Source organism: Mesorhizobium yinganensis, assembly GCF_040081985.1.
Taxonomy (GTDB): Bacteria; Pseudomonadota; Alphaproteobacteria; order Rhizobiales; family Rhizobiaceae; genus Kumtagia; species Kumtagia yinganensis.
In genome coordinates this window covers 299,057-323,697 of record NZ_JBEBMH010000002.1, presented here as the reverse complement: position 1 = coordinate 323,697, position 24,641 = coordinate 299,057, and the positions used below count along the sequence as shown (strand labels likewise).

The 24,641-nt window shown below is 63.4% G+C and carries 19 protein-coding genes, 1 tRNA gene and 2 pseudogenes; 8 read left to right on the top strand and 14 right to left on the bottom strand.

The window, feature by feature from the left end; all coding sequences use genetic code 11:
- Positions 1–23: 23 nt before the first annotated feature.
- Positions 24–2,777 carry a calcium-binding protein gene (locus ABMA59_RS05120; RefSeq protein ID WP_349004231.1) on the bottom strand — a complete coding sequence of 918 codons (2,754 nt, stop codon included), beginning with the start codon at positions 2,775–2,777 and terminating at the stop codon, positions 24–26.
- A 250-nt stretch (positions 2,778–3,027) separates the two neighbouring features.
- Between ABMA59_RS05120 and ABMA59_RS05115 the strand changes: the two genes are divergently transcribed.
- Positions 3,028–3,513: an Lrp/AsnC family transcriptional regulator gene (locus tag ABMA59_RS05115; RefSeq protein WP_349004230.1), complete on the top strand. Its 486-nt coding sequence runs from the start codon at positions 3,028–3,030 to the stop codon at positions 3,511–3,513.
- Positions 3,514–3,630: 117 nt separating this feature from the next.
- On the opposite strand, the gene ABMA59_RS05110 is transcribed toward ABMA59_RS05115, so the two are convergent.
- From ABMA59_RS05110 to betI, 7 genes are all read right to left on the bottom strand, one after another.
- A tRNA-Pro gene (locus tag ABMA59_RS05110) sits at positions 3,631–3,707 on the bottom strand.
- A 297-nt stretch (positions 3,708–4,004) separates the two neighbouring features.
- The gene (gene betB, locus ABMA59_RS05105; RefSeq protein WP_349004229.1) at positions 4,005–5,468 is read right to left on the bottom strand and encodes a betaine-aldehyde dehydrogenase; all 1,464 of its coding nucleotides are present in this window, start codon (positions 5,466–5,468) and stop codon (positions 4,005–4,007) included.
- A gap of 92 nt (positions 5,469–5,560) precedes the next feature.
- A complete protein-coding gene (betA, locus tag ABMA59_RS05100; protein WP_349004228.1) occupies positions 5,561–7,213 on the bottom strand; it encodes a choline dehydrogenase in 1,653 nt (550 codons plus the stop codon).
- On the bottom strand, positions 7,206–8,198 hold the full coding sequence (locus ABMA59_RS05095) for a threonine/serine dehydratase family protein (RefSeq protein WP_349004227.1): 993 nt from the start codon (positions 8,196–8,198) through the stop codon (positions 7,206–7,208). Before ABMA59_RS05095 ends, betA begins: the two co-directional genes overlap by 8 nt.
- Positions 8,195–8,836, bottom strand: coding sequence for a glutathione S-transferase family protein (locus tag ABMA59_RS05090; RefSeq protein WP_349004226.1), 642 nt, complete (start codon positions 8,834–8,836; stop codon positions 8,195–8,197). Before ABMA59_RS05090 ends, ABMA59_RS05095 begins: the two co-directional genes overlap by 4 nt.
- 1 nt (position 8,837) lies before the next feature.
- Positions 8,838–10,364, bottom strand: a complete 1,527-nt coding sequence (gene betC / locus ABMA59_RS05085) for a choline-sulfatase (protein ID WP_349004225.1) — start codon at positions 10,362–10,364, stop codon at positions 8,838–8,840.
- Entirely contained in the window at positions 10,361–10,954 is a 594-nt protein-coding gene (betI, locus tag ABMA59_RS05080) for a choline-binding transcriptional repressor BetI (protein WP_349004641.1), read from the bottom strand. Before betI ends, betC begins: the two co-directional genes overlap by 4 nt.
- Before the next feature lie 194 nt (positions 10,955–11,148).
- On the opposite strand from betI, the gene ABMA59_RS05075 reads away from it, so the two are divergent.
- The 3 genes from ABMA59_RS05075 (at position 11,149) to ABMA59_RS05065 (ending at position 13,955) form a co-directional block, all read left to right on the top strand.
- Entirely contained in the window at positions 11,149–12,315 is a 1,167-nt protein-coding gene (locus tag ABMA59_RS05075; RefSeq protein ID WP_349004224.1) for an acetyl-CoA acetyltransferase, read from the top strand.
- 234 nt (positions 12,316–12,549) lie between these two features.
- Positions 12,550–12,903: a hypothetical protein gene (locus ABMA59_RS05070; RefSeq protein WP_349004223.1), complete on the top strand. Its 354-nt coding sequence runs from the start codon at positions 12,550–12,552 to the stop codon at positions 12,901–12,903.
- 44 nt (positions 12,904–12,947) lie between these two features.
- A complete protein-coding gene (locus ABMA59_RS05065; protein ID WP_349004222.1) occupies positions 12,948–13,955 on the top strand; it encodes an asparaginase in 1,008 nt (335 codons plus the stop codon).
- Between the two features lie 339 nt (positions 13,956–14,294).
- Here ABMA59_RS05065 and ABMA59_RS05060 read toward each other — a convergent pair whose 3' ends face one another.
- The gene (locus ABMA59_RS05060) at positions 14,295–15,674 is read right to left on the bottom strand and encodes a TIGR03808 family TAT-translocated repetitive protein (RefSeq protein WP_349004221.1); all 1,380 of its coding nucleotides are present in this window, start codon (positions 15,672–15,674) and stop codon (positions 14,295–14,297) included.
- A 108-nt stretch (positions 15,675–15,782) separates the two neighbouring features.
- Between ABMA59_RS05060 and greA the strand changes: the two genes are divergently transcribed.
- The gene (gene greA, locus ABMA59_RS05055) at positions 15,783–16,253 is read left to right on the top strand and encodes a transcription elongation factor GreA (protein ID WP_349004220.1); all 471 of its coding nucleotides are present in this window, start codon (positions 15,783–15,785) and stop codon (positions 16,251–16,253) included.
- A 154-nt stretch (positions 16,254–16,407) separates the two neighbouring features.
- On the opposite strand, the pseudogene ABMA59_RS37130 reads toward greA, so the two are convergent.
- A pseudogene (locus ABMA59_RS37130) lies at positions 16,408–16,544 on the bottom strand (IS630 family transposase); the annotation flags it as partial.
- 126 nt (positions 16,545–16,670) lie between these two features.
- On the opposite strand from ABMA59_RS37130, the pseudogene ABMA59_RS37125 reads away from it, so the two are divergent.
- Positions 16,671–16,832, top strand: a pseudogene (locus ABMA59_RS37125) (DUF4236 domain-containing protein); the annotation flags it as partial.
- A gap of 108 nt (positions 16,833–16,940) precedes the next feature.
- Positions 16,941–18,311: an SH3 domain-containing protein gene (locus ABMA59_RS05050; RefSeq protein ID WP_349004219.1), complete on the top strand. Its 1,371-nt coding sequence runs from the start codon at positions 16,941–16,943 to the stop codon at positions 18,309–18,311.
- Positions 18,312–18,584: 273 nt separating this feature from the next.
- Here the strand turns inward: ABMA59_RS05050 and ABMA59_RS05045 are convergent, their stop codons facing one another.
- Positions 18,585–18,977, bottom strand: coding sequence for a type II toxin-antitoxin system death-on-curing family toxin (locus ABMA59_RS05045; protein ID WP_349004218.1), 393 nt, complete (start codon positions 18,975–18,977; stop codon positions 18,585–18,587).
- Complete coding sequence (locus ABMA59_RS05040) at positions 18,974–19,204, bottom strand: AbrB/MazE/SpoVT family DNA-binding domain-containing protein (protein WP_349004217.1); 231 nt, start codon at positions 19,202–19,204, stop codon at positions 18,974–18,976. The genes ABMA59_RS05045 and ABMA59_RS05040 overlap by 4 nt, the downstream gene beginning before the upstream one ends.
- A gap of 222 nt (positions 19,205–19,426) precedes the next feature.
- On the opposite strand from ABMA59_RS05040, the gene ABMA59_RS05035 reads away from it, so the two are divergent.
- Positions 19,427–20,980, top strand: a complete 1,554-nt coding sequence (locus ABMA59_RS05035) for an FAD-dependent monooxygenase (protein WP_349004640.1) — start codon at positions 19,427–19,429, stop codon at positions 20,978–20,980.
- Positions 20,981–20,994: 14 nt separating this feature from the next.
- Here the strand turns inward: ABMA59_RS05035 and scpA are convergent, their stop codons facing one another.
- Together scpA and ABMA59_RS05025 are read right to left on the bottom strand one after the other, a co-directional pair.
- Positions 20,995–23,115 carry a methylmalonyl-CoA mutase gene (scpA, locus tag ABMA59_RS05030; protein WP_349004216.1) on the bottom strand — a complete coding sequence of 707 codons (2,121 nt, stop codon included), beginning with the start codon at positions 23,113–23,115 and terminating at the stop codon, positions 20,995–20,997.
- Positions 23,115–24,554 carry a methylmalonyl-CoA mutase family protein gene (locus tag ABMA59_RS05025; RefSeq protein ID WP_349004215.1) on the bottom strand — a complete coding sequence of 480 codons (1,440 nt, stop codon included), beginning with the start codon at positions 24,552–24,554 and terminating at the stop codon, positions 23,115–23,117. The genes scpA and ABMA59_RS05025 overlap by 1 nt, the downstream gene beginning before the upstream one ends.
- Positions 24,555–24,641 lie beyond the last annotated feature (87 nt).

Genomic DNA, 24,641 nt, shown 5'->3' with positions numbered 1-24,641 from the left:
CCGGCTTGCTCACAGGCGTCTGATCAAATCACCTCGAAATCCGCATTGGTGAGCGCCAGCCCGGCCGCAACCGTCGCGAAGTGGATGCCGGCGCCCGCGCCATTGCCGTCGGCGTCGTAGAACAGCTTTCCGGTGTCGGTCTCATAGACGATGCGGTCGCTGGCATCGGCTGCCGCCCCCGTGGCATTGGCACGGAACGCTCCCGCTGCCAGCCCGCCCACCCCTCCGGCCGACGCGAAGATGCCGCCGTCGAGCCGGATCGTGTCCGCGGCCACGCTGAAGTCGGTGATCTCGTCGACGTTGGCCGCGCCCAGCGCCGTCGAGAACACGAAGAAGTCCATGCCGCTGAGGCCGCTGAGTGAGTCCGACCCCTCCTTGCCGTCGAGGATGTTCGAGCCGGCATTGCCGATCACCGTCTGCGCGATCTCGTTGCCGGTCAGGTCGATCCCCGACACTCCTGCGCCGCTCGTGGTGGCGAGCTGCTCGACATGGACGCCCGCTCCCAGCGCATAGTCGATATTCGTCAGCAGCTTGTCCAGCGCCCCCTGGGCGGCGCTTTCGATGACGGTGGTGCCGACGCTGTAGACGAGATAGGTATCGTCGCCGCCTAACCCGCGCAGGACGTCGGCCGCGCCGCCGCCGTCCTTCAGCGTGTTCTCGCCGGCATTGCCCACGATCTCCTGCGACAGCTTGTTGCCGGTGAGGTCGATCGCCGTCACTCCGGCCGAGGACGTGGTCGTCAGCTTCTCGATGTCGGCATCCGCCGCCAGCGTGTAACTCGCCCGTGCCATGACACGGTCCGCCGCGCCACCCCCGGCAATTTCGACGACGATGTCGCCGGCAGCGTCAACGATCAGGACGTCGTCGTCCTGGCCGCCATCCAGCGTGTCGTTGCCCTTGCCGCCGTCGAGCGTGTCGTTGCCGATCCCGCCCTTCAGCATGTCGTTGCCGCCGAGGCCGGAGAGCTTGTCCAGTCCTTCGCTGCCGTCGAGCACGTTGTCGACGCCGTCGGTGCCGGTGATCGTGTCGTCGTGCGACGACCCGTAGGCATTCTCGATCCCATAGACCTTGTCGTTGCTGGCGCCGCCGGCATTGGCGCTGCCGTCGAGGTTCAGCGTGATCCCCACCGCTTCCGATTCGTAGCTGATCCAGTCGATGCCATCGCCACCGTCGAATGTGCTGCCCGTGCTCTTCGAGGCGACGAGGAAATCGTCGCCGCCTTCGCCCGAAAGCACATCATGGCCGCCGTTGCTGGCCAGCGTGTCCTTGCCGCCGCCGCCCTCCAGCCGATTGTTGCCGTTGGTGCCGTACAGCGTGTCGTCTCCCGTCGCCGAGCCGACGACCCTGAAGAACGAGTTGTAGACGATGGTGTCGCCTTCCGCGTCTCCGTATTTCGCGGTGCCGCCCAAAAGGTCGATCTCGACCCCGATCAGCGAACTTTCGTAGCTCAGCGTGTTGAGGCCGGTGCCGCCGTCCAGCTTGTCGCCGCCGGCGCCGCCTTCCACGATGTCGTTGCCGCCGCCCGCGGTGATCGTGTCCTTGCCGCCGCCGCCGAAGATCCGGTCCACCAACTCGTCGCCCTTCAGCGTCTCATCGGTGCCGTTGCCGACCGTGGTGCGGCTGATTTGCATCTCGGTGAAGGCGATGCCGCTGCCGCTGCCGTCGAATGTAACGTCCTTGGTCTCGTAGACATAAGCCAGAATACCGCCCGCGAGCCCGACGCCGTTGCCGCCCTTCTCGTCGCTGGCGCCGCTGGCGACAAGGAACTCGCCGGTTATCGCCACGCCGTTGCGGTCGTAGATCCTGCCAGCGATATCGGTGTTGGCGCTGCCTTGCGGCGTCGTATCCCAGGTAACCGCGATGAAGCCGTTGTCCAGCAAGGTGAGCGACGGATTGGCCTGGGTCCCGTCGATGACCTGATTGATTTTGAAGGCGGCGGTGCGGGCGGTGCCGTCCTCGTTGTAGATGCGCATCTTCTGGTCGAAATTACCCGACGAGTAGTCGAGATAGGCCACGGCGAAGCCGCCGTCCTTCAGGCCAATGACCTGCGGTTCGTTGCCGGTGCCGCCGCCGATGTTGTCGACCAGGATCTTGCCGGTAAGCGAGGAGTTGTTGTCGCTGTATTTGCTGACATAGGTCTTCCATTTCTGGCCGTCGTGCTCGGACCAGGCGGTCACGAAGCCGCCATTCGTTAGCGCAGCGACCGTGGGCGCGGCGGCGGTGGTCTGCGGCAGGTCGTCGATGGCCCAGCCTCCCTTCAGCACGCCGTTGGCGTCGAAGCGGGCGAAGTCGGCATTCTGGTCGCCGGTGGAATCGTCGGTCTCGAAGGTGATGACAAAGCCGCCATCCTTCAGCGCCGCGACGCCGCCCAACTTGGTCGTCTCGAAGCCTTCGAAGACGACCGCGTCCGGCCCGAGCGCATTGCCGCTGCTGTCGAAGACGCGGTAGCGGATCTGGTTCGCGCCGGAACTCATGTCATTGAAGATGGCGACGAAGCCGCCTCCGGTCAGCCCGACAGTCTGGCTGTCGAACTGGTCGCCGTTGAGCGTCGAGTTGACCGGCGCCTTCTCGAACAGCGGCGTCGAATTGGATGGATCGGTGCCGGCCTTGTAGGCACTCATCGCAAGCTGGGTCGTGCCGAAATGATTGAAGGTCGTCACCAGCGTGCCGTCCTTCAGCAGGGCGATGGACGGCGAACCCTGATTGTTCGTGGTGTAGGCGTCGGTGAGAACCACGGGGTTGAGAATCTTTCCGTAGTCATAGGTTATGGTCGCCATGAGGACGCTCTCCGGTGTGTCGGTTGTGCGGCTTCGGCATGCTGACGTTGCGGCATGCCCGCTGCGGTTGAATGGCCTATAGGCCGATCAAATTGGGCTTTCCATGAATTTCCGGACGTTGTGCGGGATAGTCCGAATATTGTCCGGTATATGACAAATTCACCCGTCATTTATCCGGATACGCCAAGCGGTGGCTTGATTTCGCGGCATCGCAATTGACCGCACGCCTCGACAGGGGCAGACATGAACGATGAACGATCTGGACGAGACCGACCGGACGATCCTGAGCCTTCTCCAGGAAAACGGCCGCACCCCTTATGCCGAACTCGGCAAGGCGGTGGGCCTGGCTGTTTCCTCGGTAAACGACCGCGTCCGGAAACTCCACGAGCGCGGGGTGATAGAGGGCGTCCACGCGACGCTATCCGCGCCGGCGCTGCGCCTCGATTTGCTGGCCTTCGTGTTCGTCGGCTGGAACGATCCCGCAACCGAGGAGGCGTTTCTTGCGCGCGTCGCCAACGAGACGGCGATCCTCGAATGCCATCATGTCACCGGCGCGTGGAACTATCTGCTAAAGGTGCGAACCCACACAACCCGCGACCTGGAAGCTTTCCTGAACGCAATCGTCAAGGCTGTTCCCGGCGTGCAGCGTACCGAGACGCTGATTGCGCTTTCGTCGCCGAAGGAGACCGGACGTCTGCCCTTGTCACGCCAGGCTTGGGCACCAGGGCCGAAATGACGATCGCTTGAGGTCTTCGCGATACAAGCCCGTGTCGCCTTGGGGCAGGCGTGATTAAAAACTGGGGAATGCCGTAAGCGAACGGCATGCAGCAAAGATCGGGATCCTTGTGAAAACTGGTCGGAGTGGCAGGATTTGAACCTGCGACCCCGTCGTCCCGAACGACGTGCGCTACCAGACTGCGCTACACTCCGTGACCAGACGCGGGCTTATAGCCGCCGCCGGACAAAGCCGCAAGCGTGAAAAGGCAGGTTGTGAGCAGGAATCGACACGGCTATTCGATATGCCGGTGCGAGGTTTTAACGCACTGATTTCACGTGGATTTTGACCAGCGTGTCTCGGACGGCTGGGCAGCGTCCGGCAGGGGAAGGCCATCGGGTTGGAGAGGGCGCGCGATACGATTTGTTCTATTGAGCCTAAGCATCGCTCAGGGCGAAGACGGCCTTAGACACCTGCGACCCCGTCGTCCCGAACGATGTGGGCTGCCGATATCAATAGGGGCTGGCGACGTCGCCGGTTTCGACATAGACCGACTTTACCTGTGAATAGTGGCGGAGCGCGTCCAGTGCGTTCTCGCGGCCGATGCCCGACTGTTTGTAGCCGCCGAAGGGTATCTCGACCGGTGTCAGATTGTAGGCGTTGATCCAACATGTGCCGGCCTGGAGGTCGGCGATGACGCGGTGGGCGCGCGGCAGGTCGCGGGTGAAGACGCCGGCAGCCAGCCCGAACTCGGTATCGTTGGCGCGGGCCACGACCTCGTCTTCGTCGTCGAAGGACAGGACGGTCATCACCGGTCCGAATATCTCCTCGCGCGCGATGCGCATCCGGTCGGTCACGCCCGCGAAGATCGTCGGCTCGACGAAGAACCCTCCCTCGAAACCCTGCAGGGAGGGTATGCCGCCGCCGTGGCGGAGGTCCGCGCCCTCCTGCCGGCCGATGTCGATATAGCCCAAAACCTTGTCGTGCTGCGCCCTGCTGATCAGCGGCCCCATCTGCGTTTCGGGATCGAGCGGATCGCCGATACGGATTTTCTTGGAGCGTTCGACCAGTCGCCCGAGGAAACGGTCGTGCAGGCCTTTCTGGACGAAGACGCGCGTGCCGTTGGAGCACACTTGGCCGGTCGAATAAAAATTGCCGAGCATGGCGCCGCCGACCGCGTTCTCCAGATCGGCGTCGTCGAAGACGATAAGCGGCGATTTCCCGCCGAGTTCCATCGTGGCGTGTTTCATCAGCGAACCGGCGAGCGCCATCACTTTGCGACCGGTCGGCACCGATCCGGTCATTGACACTTTTGCAACCGCTTCGTGGCCGGCGAGCGCGGCGCCGACATCGCCAAAACCCTGGACGACGTTGAAGATGCCGTCGGGCAGGCCTGCCTCGGAATAGATTTCGGCCAGCGCCAGCGCCGTCAGCGGCGTGTTTTCCGAAGGCTTGAACACCATGGCGTTGCCCATGGCCAGCGCCGGGGCGGATTTCCAGCCGGCGACCTGGATCGGGTAGTTCCACGCGCCGATGCCGACGCAGACGCCGAGCGCTTCGCGCCTTGTGTAGGCGAAAGGCCCGCCGAGATCGGTATATTCACCTCCGAAGGCAGCGACCGCTCCGCCGAAATATTCGAGCGCATCGGCGGCGGAAGCCGCATCGGCCACCAGCGTTTCCTGGATAGCCTTGCCGGTATTGAGCGTCTCCAGCCGCGCCAGTTCGGCATTGCGGGCGCGCAGAATATCGGCGGCGCGCCGCAGCACCCGGCCGCGTTCGACCGGTTTCAGCCGCGCCCATGCCGGCTGGGCCGCCCGCGCCGCCTCGATGGCAAGTTCGACGGTGTTCTCCGTTGCCGCATGCAGGGTCGCGATGGTCTCGCCGGTGGCAGGGTAGACGACCGGCAGTTCACGGCCTTGCTCGTCCTCGACATAGCTGCCGTTGATGTAGTGCGAGGTTTTCGGCTGGGCTTTCATTGGCGGTCCACCGAGTTAAGTTTGCGTTCAGATACAGCGTTGTCGGCTGTTCGTCATGTCCGATTGGCCGGCGAACGGCGAGCCCAGGGATTTCACCGGTCGCTTTCGCGCCAGCGCGGATTGATCCAGGGCTCCTGATTGGATGGCGGCAGCATCGGCCGCCCAAGGATATGGGCGGCGGCTTTCTCGCCGGTCATGATCGAGGGCGCATTGAGGTTGCCGTTGGTGACGCGCGGAAAGATGGACGAGTCCGCAACGCGCAACCCCTCGACGCCGATCACCCGGCATTCTGGATCGACGACGCTCATCGGATCGTTTCTCCGCCCCATCCGGCAGGTGCCGCAGGGATGGAAGGCGCTCTCGGCATGTTCGCGGATGAAGGCGTCGAGCTGGTCGTCGCTCTGCACGTCCGCTCCCGGCGAGATTTCCTTGCCGCGATAGGCGTCGAAGGCCGGTTGCCCGAAAATCTCGCGCGTCAGCCGGATGCAGTGGCGGAACTCCTCCCAGTCGTCGGGATGCGACATGTAGTTGAAGCGGATTTCCGGCTTGGCCCACGGATCGGGCGAGCGCAGCGTGACGCTGCCGCGCGACTTCGACCGCATCGGCCCGACATGCGCCTGGAAACCGTGCGACTTCGCCGCCGCCTTGCCATCGTAGCGCACAGCGGCCGGCAGGAAGTGGAACTGGATGTCGGGATAGTCGACGCCCGCTTTCGAGCGGACGAAGGCCGCCGCCTCGAAATGGTTGGTCGCACCGAGTCCCGTCTTGAAGAACAGCCATTCGGCACCGATCAGCGCCTTGGAGAACGGGTTCAGCACGGAATGCAGCGTGACCGGCTGCGTCGCCTCCTGCTGAATGTAAAGCTCCAGATGATCCTGGAGATTGGCGCCGACGCCAGGTCGGTCGGCGACAACCGGGATGCCGTTCGACTGGAGATGTGCGGCAGGCCCGATGCCGGACAGCATCAAGAGTTTCGGCGAGTTGATCGACGAGGCGGCGACGATCACCTCGCGCCTGGCGCGCACGATCTGGATCTGGCCGCGCGTTTCGATCTCGACGCTGACGGCACGTTGATTCTCGATGACGACTTTCCGGGCGAAGCCTTTGACAAGGCTGACATTCCCGCGTTTCAGCGCCGGCCGCAGATAGGCGTTGGCGGCCGACCAGCGGCGCCCGCGATGGATGGTCTGCTCCATCGCGCCGAAGCCTTCCTGCTTGGAGCCGTTATAGTCCTCGGTAAGCTCAAAGCCGGCCTGCGACCCGGCTGCCACGAAGGCTGAATAGAGCGGATTGCTCCGCTTGCCGCGCTGCACGAAGAGCGGCCCGTCCGTGCCGCGCCAGCCGTCTTCGCCGCCCCGTACGTTCTCCATGCGTTTGAAATACGGGAGCACGTCGGCATAGGCCCAGCCGGCCGCTCCTTGCTCGGCCCAGTGGTCGAAGTCGCCGGCATGGCCGCGCACATAGACCATGCCGTTGATCGACGATGAGCCGCCCAGCACTTTTCCGCGCGGCGTCACCAGCACGCGGTCGCCGAGATGCGGCTCCGGCTCGCTGGCAAAACCCCAGTCGTAGAGGCTCATATTCATCGGGAAGGACAGCGCCGACGGCATCTGGATCAGCGGCCCGATGTCGGAGCCGCCATATTCGATGACGATGACCGAATGGCTACCGTCCTCGGACAGACGATAGGCCATGGCCGAGCCGGCGGAACCCGATCCGACGATGACGAAGTCGGCTTCAAGCATTTTCGACATGTTTCATGTAGTCTGCCAGCGAGACGTTGCCGCCGCTGGCGATCACCACGACGGTCCTGCCCTTCACGTCGACCGTGCCGGAGAGCAGGGCGGCCAGCGAAGCTGCACCGGATGGCTCCAGCACTAGTTTCATCCGCTCGAAGGCGATTCTCATGGCCGCACGGACAGCGGTGTCGCTAACCGCCAGCCCCTTCACGCCGGCAGCCCGTACCGCCGCAAATGGGGTGACGCCCGGCCGGCGTGACATCAGTCCGTCGCAGATCGACGGCGCGACCAGCGGCATGGTTTCGATCTCGCCATGGGCTATCGAATTGCCCATGCCGTTGAACCCTTCCGGCTCGACGCCGTAAATTGCCGTCTTCGGCGAGAGATAGTGGAAAGCCAGCGAAACGCCGCCGATCAATCCGCCGCCGCCGACGGGGCAGAACACGATGTCGGCCTGCGCGTCGCGAGCCGCGAGTTGGTCGAGCGCTTCCAGGCCCGCGCCAGCCTGGCCGGCGACGATCTCGGGATCGTCGAACGGATGCAGCAACGTGAGACCCTGTTCGGACGAGATCTCGCGCGCCCGGGCGGAGGCCACTTCCTCGCGCGGACGGTCGCCATGGTCGGTCAGCACCACCGTCGCGCCATAACCTTTTGTCGCGTCGCGTTTGGCCGCCGGCGCGTCGATCGGCATGACGATGGTGACCGGGATGCCGAGCGCTTCGCCGGCCGCCGCCAGTCCCTGCGCGAAATTGCCGGAGGAATAGGCCACCACGCCGCGTTTCGCCTCCTCGGGCGAGAGCTGCTTCAGCCGCCAGTAGGCGCCGCGTACCTTGAACGAGCCCGCCCATTGCAGCGATTCCGGCTTGAGGAAGACCCGCGCCGCGCCGCTCTCGCGCGCTAGCGCTGCCGATTCCAGCAGTGGCGTGATCTGCGTCGCGCTGGAAGTAACGGCGTAGGCACGTCTCAGATGGTCGAGACCGGGGATCATCATTTGGCTCTCAGGCTTTCATAGGAGACTGTGACGTGCTCGGCATAGGCCGGACGCTGGCAAAGCCGGTCGTAATAGGCGCGCAGGTTCGGCGTGTCGGCGCGGTCGAAATCCAGCGTGAAATAGCGGTAGAGCGGCGCGCCGACGACGATGTCGGCGAAGCAGATATCGCTGCCGCCCAGATAGGGTCCGTCGGCGAGGCGCGCGTCGAGCATCACCGCGAGCGGTTTGAGTTTCCCTGCCGCCGCCGCGATGCCGGCGTGATCGCGCTTGTCCGGCGTGGTGCCGACGATCGGCCAGAACAGTCCCGGCCCAAGCACCGGGCTGAAGGTCGTCTTGATCCACTCTGCCCATTTATCCTGCGGCGCGCGTTTGCCGGGGGACGCCGGCCAGAACTGCTCGTCTCCGTAGGTCGCGCCGAGATAGCGCAGGATCGCCGCGCTCTCCCACAGGTACGGCCCATCGCCGTCGCGCAGCACCGGCACCAGCCCATTGGGGTTCATCGCCAGATACTCCGGCGTCCTGTTGCCGCCGAAGGCGCCGCCGACGTCGTGACGTTCGGGTTTCAGCCCAAGCTCGGCCAGCGCCCACATGACGATCTGCCCATTGCCGGAAGTCGTTCTGCCCCAGACGGTGATCATCTCATTCTCCCCGTGGAAATCGCTTGCTCTCTTCGAGCACGTTCAGGTCCATGTGGTTGCGCATGTAGCGCTCGGACGCGTTCCGCGGCGGCTGGAATTCCCAAGGAAAGTAGGCGCCGTTACGCAGGGCGGGATAAACCACCCAGCGGCGGGCCTGGCTTTCCCGAACTTCGGCGTCGAAGGCGGCCATGTCCCAGCGGGAACGGATCTTTTTTGTGAACTCCGCAACAAGGGCGTCATTCGCCGGATCGACCGCGAGATTGCGCAGTTCGTGCGGATCCGATTCCAGATCAAACAGTTGCGGCGGATCGATCTCGCAAAACACGAACTTGTAGCGGCCGTCACGGATGGCGACCATCGGCGCCTGCGTGCCTTCGGCGGCGTATTCCATCAGCACTGGCGTTTTCCGCCTTTCGCCGCGCATCAGTGGGACGAGGGATTCGCCATCGGTCCACGGCAGGACGTCGGAAATGTCGATGCCGGCCAGATCGCAAAGCGTCGGGCAGATATCGAGGTTCGAAGTCGGCGTCTCGATCAGCCCGGCGGGAATGGTCGGTCCTGCGATCATCAGCGGCACACGCGATGACCCTTCGTAAAAAGACATCTTGAACCACAGGCCGCGCTCGCCGAGCATGTCGCCATGGTCGGAACAGAACAGCACGATCGTATCTTCGCGCATCCGTGTGTCGTCCAGCACGGCAAGGATCTCACCGATCTTGTCATCGATGTATGAAATCGATGCGAAATAGCCGCGCCGCGAGCGCCGCACCTGGTCGGTCGTGATGTCGAAGCTGCGGTAGTCGCTGGCGTCGTAGAGCCGCTGCGAATGCGGGTCCTGGTCCTCGCGCTCGATGAAACCGACCTTCGGTTCCAACTCGGAGCAGCCTTCGTACAAATCCCAGTATTTTCGCCGCGCGACATAGGGATCGTGCGGGTGGGTGAACGAGACCGTCAGGCACCAGGGCCGGCGATCGGCGTCGTCCGACCGTCGCGAATAGTCGTAGAGTTTTTGGGTCGCGTGAAAAGCCACCTCGTCGTCATATTCGAGCTGGTTGGTGATCTCCGCCACGCCCGCGCCGGTGACGGAGCCCAGATTGTGATACCACCAGTCGATGCGCTCGCCTGGTTTGCGATAGTCCGGCGTCCAGCCGAAATCTGCGGGGTAGATGTCGGTCGTCAGCCGTTCCTCGAACCCGTGCAACTGGTCCGGTCCGACGAAGTGCATTTTGCCTGAGAGGCAGGTCGTGTAGCCGGCAGCCCTCAGGTGATGCGCAAAAGTCGGGATCGAAGAGGCGAATTCCGCGGCGTTGTCGTAGACGCGCGTCCGGGACGGCAACTGGCCGCTCATGAAGGAAGCCCGGCCAGGCGCGCAGAGCGGCGAGGCGGTATAATTATTACGGAACCGCGCCGAGCGCGCCGCCAACGCCTTGAGGTTTGGCGCGTGCAGAAAATCGGCTGGACCGTCGGGAAACAGCGTTCCCGCCAACTGGTCGACCATCAGGATGAGGATATTCGGACGGCGTGTCATTGTGTCCTGGCGGCCAGTCTGAGTTTGGTCTCGACATAATCTTCGACGAGCGTGGCGGCGCTCAGCGGGTGGGGTAGCCCGTCCCGCAGAGCGCGGCGGATGTACAGCCCGTCGATCATCGCGGCGATGGCTTCGGCCATCCGTTCCGCTTCGCTGCGCTCGAAGAGGGGGGTGAGCCCGCTCATCAGGTTGGAATAGAGCCGGTGGCTGTAGACCCTGAGCAGCCGTCGCAAGGGCGCCGAGCGCTGCGCCTCGACATAGAAGGCGAGCCAAGCATGCACGATCTCCTGCCGGAACTGGCCGACGGAAAAATTCACGTTGATCGCGGCGGATATCCGGGCGCGAGGCGACGGCGCCCGCTTGAGGGCGACCACCATGTCGCGCCCGAGATCGGCCAGCAGGTGCCGCATCGTTGCCTGCAGGAGGTCCTCCTTCGCGCCGAAATAGTGATGCGCGAGTGCCGGCGAAACACCGGCGCGTCCGGCGATTTCCGACATGGTGACGTCCAGCGTGCCACGGTCGCCAATGGCGGAAATCGCGGCGTCGATCAGCGCCTTGCGGCGCAACGGTTCCATTCCGATTTTCGGCATCGATCCCTCCCGGCAGGCAAGGCTATTTTTTATTGAGCGGTCAATCAATAAAAATCGAATGCGCCAGATGGTCGACGCCAGTAGCGCCCCGTGGGTCGTTGGGATAAAGGAAACAAGTTCATCCTTGAACAGAATGCGCAATGCTGGACAGCCGCCCGGCCCCGCGCGATTGTTGGATTTTCCAGGAGGTTGCCATGACTGCATGCATCGTTGGTTGGGCCCATTCGCGCTTCGGCAAGCTGGAGGGCGAGACGGTCGAAAGCCTCATCACCAAAGTGGCAGCGGAGGCCATGGAACATGCCGGTGTTGGACCGGACGACGTCAGCGAGATCGTACTCGGTCATTTCAACGCCGGTTTCTCCGCCCAGGATTTCACGGCGAGCCTCGTCTTGCAGACCGACGAACGTTTGCGTTTCAAGCCCGCCACCCGTATCGAGAATGCATGCGCCACCGGCTCGGCCGCCGTGCGTCAGGGGATCCGGGCCATTGAGGCCGGCGCGGCGAAAATCGTTCTCGTCGTCGGTGTGGAGCAGATGACCACGACGCCCGGCCCTCAGGTTCAGCAGAACCTGATTCGGGCCTCCTACCTGCCGGAGGAGGGAGATATTCCCGCCGGCTTCGCCGGACAGTTCGGCAAGATAGCGGCTGCTTACTTCCAGCGCCATGGCGACCAGTCGGATGCGCTTGCCATGATCGCGGCCAAGAATCATCGCAACGGTGTCGACAATCCCTACGCGCATATGCGCAAGGATATCGGCTTCGATTTCTGCCGGCACGAGAGCGAGAAGAACCCGTTCGTCGCCGGCCCGCTGAAGCGCACCGACTGCTCGCTGGTATCCGACGGCGCCGCGGCGCTGGTGCTGACGGACGCCACCACGGCGCTGTCGATGCGCCGCGCCGTTGCGTTCCGAGCGAACGAGCATGTGCAGGATTTCCTGCCCATGTCCAAGCGCGACATTCTGCTCTTCGAAGGCTGCGAACAGGCCTGGGCGCGGGCGCTGAAAAATGCCGGCGTGACGCTGGACGACCTGTCCTTCGTCGAGACGCATGATTGCTTCACCATCGCCGAGCTGATCGAATACGAAGCGATGGGCCTTGCGCCGCGCGGGCAGGGGGCGAAAATCGTCGCCGAGGGCCAGACCGAGAAGGGCGGGCGCCTGCCGGTCAATCCGTCCGGCGGCTTGAAGGCAAAAGGCCATCCGATCGGCGCGACCGGCGTTTCAATGCATGTGCTGACCGCCATGCAATTGGCGGGTGAGGCCGGCGGCATCCAGGTCGAGGACGCGAAGCTGGGCGGCATCTTCAATATGGGCGGCGCGGCGGTGGCGAATTACGTTTCTATCCTCGACCGTATCAGATAGAGGTCGCCGCCTAGGCCGGAACGCGAGTGTCTGTCAGCGTCGGCCCTATTGTGCGGGGGTGAAGGCTGGATGTCCACGGATTGCGGAACTCGGCTCAAGTCTCTGAGAACATTGGCTTTTGCCGTATCGCTTGTTGCGACTGCATCCGCCGTTGGGGCAGCCGACAATTCCGCCGACCTGACCGCGGCGTTCTGCAAGACACGGATTGCGGGAGACGCTGAAGCCGTCAGGCCGTTGCTCACCGCGTCGTTGCTGGCGGTGATCGCCGATGCCGAGGACCGCAACCGCATTATCGCGGAAGCAACACCCGACGAGAAGCCGCCATTCGGTGATGGCATTCCCTATCAGAGTTTTCCGGACCTGCCCGATACATGCACACCGGAGAAGCCCGCGGAAAGGGCCGGGCGGACGGAAGTGGCCGTTACGTACGGTTTCCCGAAAACGCCGCGCGCCAACTGGACCGACACGCTGATCCTGATATCGAGCGAGGGGCAGGCCCGGATCGACGACATCCGCTTCCGCGAATCGGCCGATGGCAGCGGCGCACTGACCCTGCGTGAAATCCTGCACGACGCCTTCGATCAGTAGGAGAACGCCATTTTACCGAACGGAATCAATAGGAAGACAAGGTCGTGACCAATCTGGTGCTGGTGGAAGTCTTGCGCGGCGAGATCGTCGAGAGCGCTCATCGTGGCGCTGTGGCGGTATGCGATGCGGACGGCAAGGCGGTGTTGGAAATCGGTGATACCAGCCAGCCGGTTTTCCCGCGTTCCGCAATCAAGGCGATCCAGGCGTTGCCTCTGGTCGAGAGCGGTACGGCTGACGCTTATGGCTTTGGAAACAAGGAATTGGCGCTGGCCTGCGCCTCCCATGGCGGTGAGCCGGCGCATGTCGAACTGGCTTCGGCAATGCTGGCGACTGCAGGATTGGACGGCGCGGCCTTGGAGTGCGGAACGCACTGGCCGAGCCATCAGGATTCGACGCTGGCGCTGGCGCGGGCCGGCCGCCTGCCCAACGACCTGCACAACAACTGTTCGGGGAAACATTCAGGTTTTATCTGTACTTGCGTCCATCTCGGCGTCGATCATCACGGCTACGTCGCGGCCGGACACCGCTCGCAACAGATGGTGCGCGAGGCGATGCAGGACGTCACCGGCGCCAGGCACGACGCCGGAAACAGCGCCATCGACGGCTGCTCCATCCCGACATATGCCATTCCGCTCAAGGACTTGGCGGCCGGCTTTGCGAAAATGGTGACGGGGAAGGGACTCTCGGCCAAGCGCGCCAAGGCGGCGAGACGGCTGATGGCAGCCTGCATGGCAGAACCATTTTATGTCGCGGGCACGGGGCGGGCCGACACAAGGCTGATGCAGGCCGCGCCCGGCCGCATCTTCGTCAAGATCGGCGCGGAAGGGGTCTATTGCGCGGCCCTGCCGGAACTCGGATTCGGCATCGCCCTGAAGGCCGAGGACGGCGGCGAGCGGGCGGCGGAGGTGATGGTCGCCGCGGTTCTGAGCCGGCTTTTGAAGGCAGACGAGGATCTTTCGGAGCGGCTGGCCGCCATGGCGAGGCCGCCTGTTCTCAACCGCAAGGGGCTTGCTGTCGGCGTGTTGCGACCCGCCGAGGCGCTTTTCGTCTAGACGACCACTCTCGTCTGTTCGCGTCGGGAACGAAGGCCGGCCATAAGCCGCTGTTTTCTTGCGGGAAAATGAAAGTGGCTGGGTTTTCGCGCGATGCGATTTTTGAGGCGATAGGGTTGTCCCGATGTTCGGATCGCGCGTCGCCCAGGCGATGCGTCAAGTTCAGAATAGTGAATAAAGTCAGTGGGATAAACAAATTTCCGGACTCAAGAATCGCAAATGAGCTGACGCGACACCCTTTTGAATATGGCGCGACGCCTCTTTTGGCTGAACCGAACGGCTCGGTGAAGTGCTTCGACCTGACGCGGCAAGGCGGTCCCGCCTACGTCGGACACCGCCTCAGCTCACATGGTTGCGATCGATGGTCAGATGGCCAAAATTCTCCGCGCCGGAGGCGGTGAGATCGCCGGTGGCGGTGTCGCTCCAGCGGAAGCCGACGATGGCGCCGTCGGGGGTCGCCTCGATCACGTTGTCGGTGATGACGGCCGGACCGGCGCCCTCGACCACGGTGACGGCGATGCCGACCCCGGCCTTGCGGATGACGTTGCCGGTGGCCGAGACGTTGCGCAGGTAAGGACCCCAGCCGAGTTGCATGCCATAGCGGGCGCTTTCCTCGACGACGTTGCCGGTCAGCGTCGTGTCTGCCTCGACGGTGATGCCGACGCCGAACATCGGCCTGTCGAACGGATAGGGGCCGACATTGGAGATGTTGCGGACGATGTTGCCGTTGCAGACCGCCAGCCGCCCGCCTTCGTTGAAGTTGACGATAGCGATGCCGTTGGCGGCGCCGTCGACGATGTTGGAACTGATCACCGCGCCCTGGAACGAGAATTCGGAATAGATCGCGGTCTCGCCGCTGCGTGAGCAGTTGTTGCCGAGGATCTGGACGTCGCTGGAACTGTTGGCGCGGATGGCGGAAAAGGCGCAGTCGGCAATCGTGTTGTTGGCGATCATGACCTTGTCGGCGCGGAAGGTGTTGATGCCGTTGCCGTAGGGACCCGTTCCGCCCTTGCGCGCGGCGATGCGCTCGACGCGGTTGCCGGTGACCATGGTGAAATCGTCAGCCGCCTGCCAGCGATGCACCAGGATGCCGCCATTGGCGCAGTCGGTCACGCTATTGCCAGTGATAGAAAGGCGTCCGGCCTCCACCGAATAGATGCCGGATTCCGCCGCCCCCGAAATGGTCGTGCGCTCGATGCGGCCGGACACGGTTTCCAGCGCCAGCCCGTTGCCGCCGCTGCCGATGACCTGGCAGTTGTCGACGACGAGATTGGCGACGCGGCGGAAATCGCCGAGCCCTTGCGCGTATTCTCCGATCCAGCGGTTGGCGCCGTCCAGAACCAGTCCGCTGAGTTCGATGTGGTCGGCATTCTCGGCGCGCAGCAGATAGCCGTCACCGCCATAAAGCAGCCGTGTCGCGCCGGGCACGCCGGAAAGCCGGACCCGGCGCGGCAGGGTGATGTTGGAGACGACATAGGTGCCGGGCGGCAGAAAGATAGGCGCTTCAGTCTCGGCGGATTTCTCGAGCAGTTTGGAAAAAGCCTTGCTTTGGTCGTCGAGCGTACCCGGCGCGATACCAAGTTCGGTGGCGCTGATCGCACCGCGCAGCGAGGCGGTCTCGACGCCGGACGGCAGGCGCGACACGGCAGCGGCGGGCGCGGCGATGCCCATCGCGGCAAGCCCGGCCGAGCCCGTCAGAAACGCACGCCTGTTCAACATCGGCACAGATTCCGCCAAAAGCCTCCCGACCGGCTTTGTTACGCAGGAAATGTGCCAGGTGCGCGGTTGACGCTTGTCGGCGGTGCGGCGAAGGCATACGCTCCCTCGATGAGCAGAGCATTCACCCGGGAAGACGACAACGAGGCCATCGCCGATATCGGCGAGCGGCCGGTGAGCCCCCACCGCAATCTCGTGACCGAAAAGGGACTTGCGCACATCGAGAAGGAACTCGCGAAGTTGCGCGAGGACCTCGGCGAGGCCGAGCGCTCATCCGACCGCGAGCGGATCGCGCTTGTGTCGCGCGACCTGCGCTACTGGACGGCGCGGCGCGAGACGGCGGAAGTCTCGGTGCCCGAGCCGGATTCCGACGTCGTGCGCTTCGGCATGACGGTCAGGCTGAAGGACGAGGACGGCAAGCACCACACCTGGACGATCGTCGGCGAGGATGAGGCCGACGCCGCGCACGGCACGATCAGCCATGTCTCGCCGATGGCCAAGGCGCTGTTTGGAAAAGGCGTCGGTGACGAGGCTAGTGTCAACGGCAAGGATTTTGAGATCGTCAAAATTAAGGTGGGGTAGGCCGCAGCTTGTCAGCACCCCTGTCAATTCGGTTTCAAGGTTCGCTAGCGACTCCCATTGTCGCCGTTCGCCCAGTTCCACGCGGCGCCATGTCCTTTCAACTCACGACAGCCGGTCGGACCGGGGTCGGAAGCAGCCCAGCAAATACTGGGCTGTGCAAAGGCAAGTTGTCCATAACGACGATGTTGCCTACCACCAAGGATCGGAATTAAGGCCCGTGAAAAGATTTTCGATCATTGCTCCGTCGTAGACGATGGGTGCGTTCATGCCACTCAAGCGCACCGCACCCGTTATGTTTCAGTAACCAGCAGGGACAAAGGCACGAATACACTTGCTCAATGGGGCTTCCTATCCAATAGTCGAGCCGATGCTTGTTGCCAAAGAGACGCAGGTTCTCGGGGGCAAGAGAAGGGCTTGGTGCGGGGGGCGCATTTGCCATTTTACATTAGGAAGTCGGTTTCGGCAGGCCCGTTCCGCTTCAATTTCTCAAAGTCCGGGGTCGGAGTTTCCGTTGGTGTGAAAGGCCTGCGAATAGGAACGGGACCTCGTGGGCACTACATCCATGCGGGTCGTGGAGGTCTTTACTATCGGGCGACGCTTGGCAATGCTGGGCAAGGTCGGCCGTCGGCAGCTTCGCCGCAACAATCACCATTGCCGAGGACGACGTTCGACAATGATGATGTCGCGATGATCGAGATCGAGTCCGGCGATGTCTTGCAGATGCGCGACGAGTCCTTTTCGGAACTTCTCGACGAGATAAACTCTAAGGCCAGACAGACGCGCATGTCTGTGGCGTTTTTCTGGACTGCTCTCGTAATAGGTGTGATAGCGGGCCTCGCGACAGGCGGACCTGGACTGGTTCTTTGCGCCGCTGCGCTGCCGGCGGGCGGGATCGGTAAGTGGCTGGACTCCTATCGCAGGACATCGGTGCTCTATTACGACCTCGAAGGGGAAGCAGAGATAGCCTATCGTCGCCTCGCAGAAGGGTTTGACGGCCTTATAGGGTGTGCCGCCAAATGGCATATCGAAGCCGGAGGCGCAGTCCAGACTCTAACTGCATGGAAGCGTAACGCGGGAGCTTCGCACCTTGTAAACAAAAAGGTGACTACCCTAACCTACAATCTCCCGGCGGTAATAAAGAGCAATGTGATCCCTCCTGCGCTGCATGTTGGCAGGCAGGTTATGTTCTTCATGCCCGACATTGTGCTCATGCAGGACGGCAGCCGCGTAGGGGCGGTGAAGTACGCTGATCTGAACGTACGTTGGCAGGACTCTAGGTTCATCGAAACCGAGGGCGTACCGGGCGACGCTACGGTCGTAGATCATACTTGGAAACATCCAAACAAGAGCGGCGGACCCGACCGACGCTTCAGGGACAACAGACAGATTCCGATCTGCCTGTATGAAGTTATGCATCTCACAAGCAACACCGGCGTGAACGAGCTTGTAGAATTTTCGAAGACCGGGTTGGTGGCGGCTTTTGCGGATGGCTGCCGAAAGCTTGCAGCGCTGCCACGGGAACGTACGGTCGCATTGCTGTCCGCGCCTACGAACGTTGCCGTTGAGGTTGCTCCCGTCCCCGCAAATGCTAGGAAGCGGAGCCCTCTCAAACTCGCAATGTTGACTGTTGTTGGTATCCTTGTGGGCATTCCAGTATTTGCTGTCATTTTCGGAACCGACAGAAAAAAGGCGGACCCCGGATTGCCACCGACCTTTAGCGTGGAGATATCCGACACCAAATCCGCAGCGCAGAAGGGTGCTGCCCCGACTGAAGAAATCGGGCCGGATCATCCCGCGCGTCAAGTAACAACAGTCATTGCAACCGATGGGGTTCAATCGGAGCCGGTCAGTAACGAAAAAGCCGATCGAGCCATGATACGCTATACGAAGACCGCGGTGAACCTGCGCGAAGGACCCGGCACCAAATTCGCTATAATTACCGTCGTCCCGGAAGGGGTAGACATCTCGGTTATTGAAGCCCAGGGAGCATGGAGTCGGATCAGGTTAAACGAGAATACGGCCGGATGGATGGCGAATTCTACGATCGCCGAACGTTGATCGCTGTTCTGCAAAACTCGCTGTCGTTAGACCCGCGGAAAGTAGCGCTTATAGTTAGCGACCATTGGTTTGATTAAACCTACCATTGTAGCTTGTAAGGTCGACGATTCGCCGGATCACTGGGAAATCAGAAGGCATTGCCGCAGCGGCTCGTTGGCAAGAATAAAGGACAGCTTGGCAGCCTCGCAACCACAACTTGCCATTTCGCTACCCACCTCATTGCCGACATTAGCGTTAGAACCAAAACCCCGTTTCAATGTCGTAATGGAGACATCAGGCGCTTTCGGTCAGCGGCTCCGTGTGATCCCGGAAAAATGCCGTGGCGCCGTCCTCGTCGATCTCGCCGGCGGCGACCATCAGGACGAACTGGATGAGGTCTTCGTCCACAGCCTGAAGCTCAAGCCCGTTGAAGAACAGAAACGTATCGGCGGCGGCCAGCGCGGTGCGTTTGTTGCCATCCACGAACGGATGGTTCTTGGCGATCCCGAAAAGATAGGCGGCCGCCAGTTCGCAGAGGTCCGGATCGCCATAGGCTTGTTTTAGCAATGGCCGGTTGAGCGCGGAATCCAGCATGCCTTCGTCACGCACGCCGGCGGCTCCGCCATGCAGGCGCAACTGCTCGGCATGCATGGCCAGAATGAAGTCGAGCGAATGGAACTCGGTCATTTCGCCAGCGCGCGATAGACCTTCTCGTATTTCTTCATGCGGTCGCGCGCGACCGCCATCTTGCGCTCGAATTCCTCCGCGGAATCCTCGACGCGGCGCAAACGCAACTCGTCGCCCTCCTGCACGACAAGCACGTTGTCGCCTGCCTTCAGATTGAGTTTCGTGAGCAGTTCCTTGGGCAGGATCACGCCCTCTGAATTGCCGATCTTGCGGATCACGGTGTTCATCGCAACCTCCATGTTATAACGTGATGTATAACGCCAAAATGGACCTGTTGCAACGGATGTAATAACGGGCAACGATGGGCAAGCGGCTTGCACGGACGGGCCGACAGCCTGACATTCTGTAAACGCTCCGTGGGGGCGACCGCTATCGGCTTGCGCCGGCATTCGAGCAATGCATTATGGCTGGACAGGCTTGGGGGAAATGTAGTGACTGGCGTAACTGTCATGATTGTTGGGGCCGGTCCAACCGGCTTGCTCGCAGCCGCGGAACTCCATCGGCGCGGTGTGGACTGCCTTCTCATCGATGCGCATGAGCATGCGATGGCCTGGGACCGGGCGACGGTCGTCCATCCGCGCTCGCTGGAGATTTTCGAGTCGCTGGGCATCCTGGAGCCGCTGCTGGCCGCAGGGGTCAGGCAGCGGCGGGCCTGCATCCATGCCGGAGGCGAACTGCTGGGCGAGATCGATCTCGAACTCTGCGGCAGCCGCTATCCGTTCAACATCGGCATATCGGAAGAAGTGACCGAAGCGATCCTGACGGACTATCTCAGCCGGCAGGGCGGCATGGTGACGCGCGGAACGAAACTGGTCGGATTGGTCGAGCGGCATGACGGCGTGCTTGCCACGATCGAGCACGAGGGGGTGGCGACCGAAATCCTCGCGCGATGGGTGATCGGCTGCGACGGCCACCACAGCTCGGTGCGCTCGCTCGCCGGCATCGAGCAGGACGGACACGACATCGCCGAACCATGGGCCGTGTTCGACGCCGGCGTGGCTGGCTGGCCAGCGTCGTTCGAGGCCAACTATGCTTATCTCGACGAGGTGCCGGTCATCCTCACCGCGCTGCCGGGCGAGCGGTGGCGTGTCTATCTGAGGCCAAGTTCTCCGGATTCCGATCTGGTTGCCGACGCGCTCGGCACGCTGCGGCGCTATTTGCCGGCGGCGCGCTTCGAGGGCGTGGCCAATCCGACGCGCTTCCAGTGCCACACCAAGGTCGCGAAAAAGTTCCGGTCCGGCCGCGTCCTGCTTGCCGGCGACGCCGCGCATACCTGCAGCCCGGCGCAAGGCCACGGCATGAACAGCGGCCTGCAGGACGCCTACAATCTTGCCTGGAAGCTGGCGCTCGTATGCCACGGACATTGCTCCGAAAAACTCCTCGACAGCTATGAGGCGGAACGGCGTCCGGTGGCGGAGATGGTGACAGCGTCCGGCGAGACGGCCGAGGGCGCGCAGATGGTCAAGGGTGCAGCCGCGCGCCGGGAGCGCGACGTTGCCATCAAAGGCGCCTTTGCCGATCCCGCCATGCGTCACCATGAGGCGGTGGCCGAGGCGGAGCTCGACATCGACTATGCGGCCTCGCCGATTGTGCTGGGTGACAGGCATGAAGCAAGCTGGCCGGGGCAGCGGCTGCCGGACGGGATCGAACTGCGGCAAACGGCCGGCGTCGGCAAGCTTCATCGGTACGCCAGCCGGCGGGGTCACACCGCCTTCCTGATCGGAGGTGCATCGGCGACCGGTGATAGTCTCGCCAGGATTCTGGATGAGCTTCGGTCCTTCGCCGGCGGTCCGATCATCGAGACGGTCATTGCCTTGGCATCGGACGCGGATTTCGCGGCTGCCGACGCCCGTATCGAGCCAGATGCCGCCAAAGGCCTGGGCGCGGGCGATGTCCTGCTGCTCGTCGTGCGAGCCGACGGGCACATCGGGCTCCGCGCGGAGAGCAACCACGCTGGGCAACTTGCGGATTATGCCGGGCTGCTAGGACGTGGCCTACGTTAAGTCATGTGGCCGCCTCAACGGGCCAACCCGTCCAGCAGCCTCTCCGCCGCCTCGGGTATCACCGTGCCGGGCGGAAAAATTTCCGCCGCGCCGGCCTCGCGCACCGCGTCGAAATCCTGCGGCGGGATGACGCCGCCGGCGACGATCACGATGTCGTCGCGGTTGAGTTTTTTCAGCGCCGCCTTGAGTTCGGGAATGAGGGTCAGGTGTCCGGCGGCGAGCGAGGAGGCACCGACGATATGCACGTCGTGCTCGGCGGCGAGTTTGGCGATTTCGTCGGGCGTCTGGAACATCGAGCCGACGGTGACGTCGAAGCCGAGATCGGCGAAGGCGGTGGCGATGACCTTCTGGCCGCGGTCGTGGCCGTCCTGGCCCATCTTGGCGACGAGGATGCGAGGCTTGGCGCCGGCGGCCCTCTCGAAGGCCGTGACCTTGGCCTGGACGCGGTCGACGACGGCGTTTTCGCCGATCGCCTCGCGGTAGACGCCGGAGATCGTCTGGACCTGGGCGACGTGGCGGCCGAAGGCCTTTTCCAGTGCCAGCGAAATCTCGCCGACCGTGGCCTTGGCGCGGGCGGCTTTGATGGCGAAGGCAAGCAGGTTGCCGTTTTCGCGCGCGGCTGAAGTGAGCTGGTCGAGCGCGGTTTCGACGGCGCCGACGTCGCGCGTGCCCTTGAGCTGCTGCAACTTCGACAGTTGCCGGGCGCGCACCTCGGCGTTGTCGATCTTCAGCACGTTGACCTCGATGTCCCTTTCCGGGCGGTGCACGTTGACGCCGACGAGATGCTGCTCGCCGGAATCGATGCGCGCCTGGGTGCGGGCCGCGGCTTCTTCGATGCGCAGTTTCGGAATGCCTTTTTCCACGGCGGCCGCCATGCCGCCGAGGGATTCGACTTCCTCGATGTGGGCGAGAGCCTTGGCGGCGAGGTCATGCGTCAGCCGCTCGACGAAGGCCGAGCCGCCCCACGGGTCGATGAAGCGGGTGGTGCCGGACTCTTTCTGCAGGATCAGCTGAGTGTTGCGGGCGATGCGCGCTGAATGGTCGGTCGGCAGCGCTAGAGCCTCGTCGAAGGAATTGGTGTGCAGCGACTGGGTGTGGCCCTGCGTCGCCGCCATCGCCTCGATCATGGTGCGCATGATGTTGTTGTAGGGGTCTTGTGCCGTCAGCGACCAGCCGGAGGTCTGACAGTGGGTGCGCAGCGACAGCGAGCGCTGGTCTTTTGGCGAAAAATTCTTCTGCATCAGCGCGGCCCAGATCAGGCGGGCGGCCCGCATCTTGGCGACTTCCATGAAAAAATTCATGCCGATCGCCCAGAAGAAGGAGAGGCGCGGCGCGAACTTGTCGATGTCGAGTCCTGCGGCGACGCCGGCGCGCGCATATTCGATGCCGTCGGCGATGGTGTAGGCGAGTTCGAGGTCCGCGGTCGCGCCTGCCTCCTGCATGTGGTAGCCGGAGATCGAGATCGAGTTGAACTTCGGCATGTTGGCCGAGGTGTAGGAAAAAATGTCCGACACGATCCGCATCGAAGGTTTCGGCGGATAGATGTAGGTGTTGCGGACCATGAACTCCTTCAAAATGTCGTTCTGGATGGTTCCGGCAAGGTCCTTCTGCGCGACGCCCTGTTCTTCGGCGGCCACGATGTAGAGCGCCATGATCGGCAGCACGGCGCCGTTCATGGTCATCGACACCGTCATCTCGCCGAGCGGGATCTGGTCGAAGAGCTGGCGCATGTCGAGTATGGAATCGATCGCGACGCCTGCCATGCCGACATCGCCGGCGACCCGCGGATGGTCGCTGTCGTAGCCGCGATGGGTGGCTAGGTCGAAGGCGACGGAAAGACCTTTTTGGCCGCCGGCAAGATTGCGGCGGTAGAAGGCGTTGGATTCTTCAGCGGTGGAGAAGCCCGCATATTGGCGGATCGTCCAGGGCTGCTGGACATACATGGTCGGGTAGGGGCCGCGGATGAACGGCGCGATGCCGGGATAGGTGTCCAGCATCGGAAGCTTGGCGACGTCGCTCTCGCCATAGGAGCGCTTGATCGTCAGGCCTTCCGGCGTCTTCCAGGTGCTTTTGTCGCGGATGGGCGCGGCCGCGCCGGGCCGGCGCCAGTCGATCTTGGTGAAATCGGGAATCATCAGTGGGCAGCAACCAGTTCGTCGATGCGGGCCGACTCCAGCCTCTGGCAGAACACGGTGCCGTCGGTGGGAAGCGGGCGGGGTGAGGCGGGAAGGGTTTCGACCGGCAGTTCGATCTTGGCGGGAAATAGCGTCGTGCCGATGATGGCGCGCTTGCCGGAACGGTATTCGGCGGCACGGCGGTCGCGCGCCTCGACGATGCGGGTCTGAAGGTGGCCGCCGGCAAGGCTGCGCAACAGACCGCCTTCCCTTTCGATGCGCTGGAACTCTGCCCAGGCTGCCTCGCAGAGCGCGTCGGTGAGGGCTTCGATGCTGCCCGAGCCGGTGACCGGATCGATGACGAAGTCGATGTGGCTTTCGGAGGCGAGCACGAGCTGGGTGTTGCGGGCGACGCGGCGCGCGAAGGCGCCGGAGAGGCCGTGGGCGATGGTGTGCGGCAGGACCGAGATCGAATCGGCGCCGCCGGCGCCCGCCGCGAAGGCAGCAAGCGTCGTACGCAGGATGTTGGTTTCCGGATCGCGGATCGTCGCCATCCGGTAGGAGCTCTCGGCATGGATCATGGCGCGCGACGGCTTGATCCTGACGGCTTCCTGCGCCTTCTGCCAGAGCAGCCGGAGCGCCCTGATCTTGGCGATGGACAGGAACTGGTCCTGGTCGACCGACAGCGCGAAGCCGATATGCGGCGCGGCATAGACCAGCGCCTGGCGGGCTTCTTCGAAAAGCCTGAGATGCGCGACGGCCCCGGCCAGCATCGCGCCCAGCTCCTGCGCTTCCGTTGCGCCGGCATTGTGGAAGACGCGGCCGTCGGCCTCGAGCAGGATGCCGGGAACGCCCATGGCGAAGAAATGCGCCAGCGACTGCGGCATGGAGGCCTGCAACGCTTCGATCGACATGCGCAGGCGGCCGGTGCCGGCGAAATTGGCGGCCGAATCGATGCCGAAGGAGAGGCTGAGTTTTGCCGGGTCGGCGCGGCGCTTGGTGAGGAAGGCGACGAGGCGGTCGGCCATGGCGCGGCTCGCGGGGTGCGCGTCGATGCGCACATGCACCTTGTCGAGCGGGATGCCATCAAGCACGCGCTCCAGCGTGTCGGGCTGGTCTGGCAGGCCGTAGCCGTAGGCGTTGGGCGCACCCTCGAACACCAGGGCGAGGCCGGTAGCGCCGCCGGCCACGTCTTCCAGCGCCTGGCGGTTGGCGCGCACTGGGTCGGTGTCGTCGCAGCGCTGCACGACGATCCAGGGCAGCGCCGCCTTGCGGCGCGGCAGCGGGATCGCTCCTGCGCGGCGCGAAGCCAAGGGGTCGATCGCCAGCCCGTCGTCATTGCGGGCGACCATGACGTCGTCGAAGGATGCACCCGCGAGGGTCTTTTCCACCAAGGCCAGCCATTTCGACCGGTCGGGCGTCGGAAAGGCGGATCCGCTGATCAGGTCGTCGACGTTCATCCTCGTCACTCCTACGCTCGGCAACCACCGGCCGGCTCATCTATGCCATGGTGCCGGTGCGCCGCGGACGGACAAAGGAGGCGCTGC